The organism is uncultured Algibacter sp., from assembly GCF_947495675.1.
Lineage (GTDB): Bacteria > Bacteroidota > Bacteroidia > Flavobacteriales > Flavobacteriaceae > Algibacter_B.
Map to the genome: position 1 here is coordinate 1 of NZ_CANLZX010000109.1, position 222 is coordinate 222.

Here is a 222-nt window from a genome sequence, read left to right on the forward strand (position 1 = left end):
GATGCTACACAACCTACAGCACCTGTTGTAACAGATGTATGTGGTAACGATATTACGCCTGTAATTACTGAAAATGCAGATCCAGCTTGTGAGGGAGATAAAATCTATACGTTCACTTATACAGATTGTGCAGGTAATGAATCTGTTTATACGTATACATACACGATTGATGTAACAACATTACCTGTGGTACCAGCCAATGCTAGTTCTACAGTAGAGTGT

General features: G+C 38.7%; 1 protein-coding gene. It reads left to right on the plus strand.

Annotated elements, in window-relative coordinates; genetic code table 11:
• Window positions 1-222: hypothetical protein (locus Q0842_RS16285; protein WP_298500578.1), on the plus strand; the 222-nt coding region annotated here is incomplete at both ends.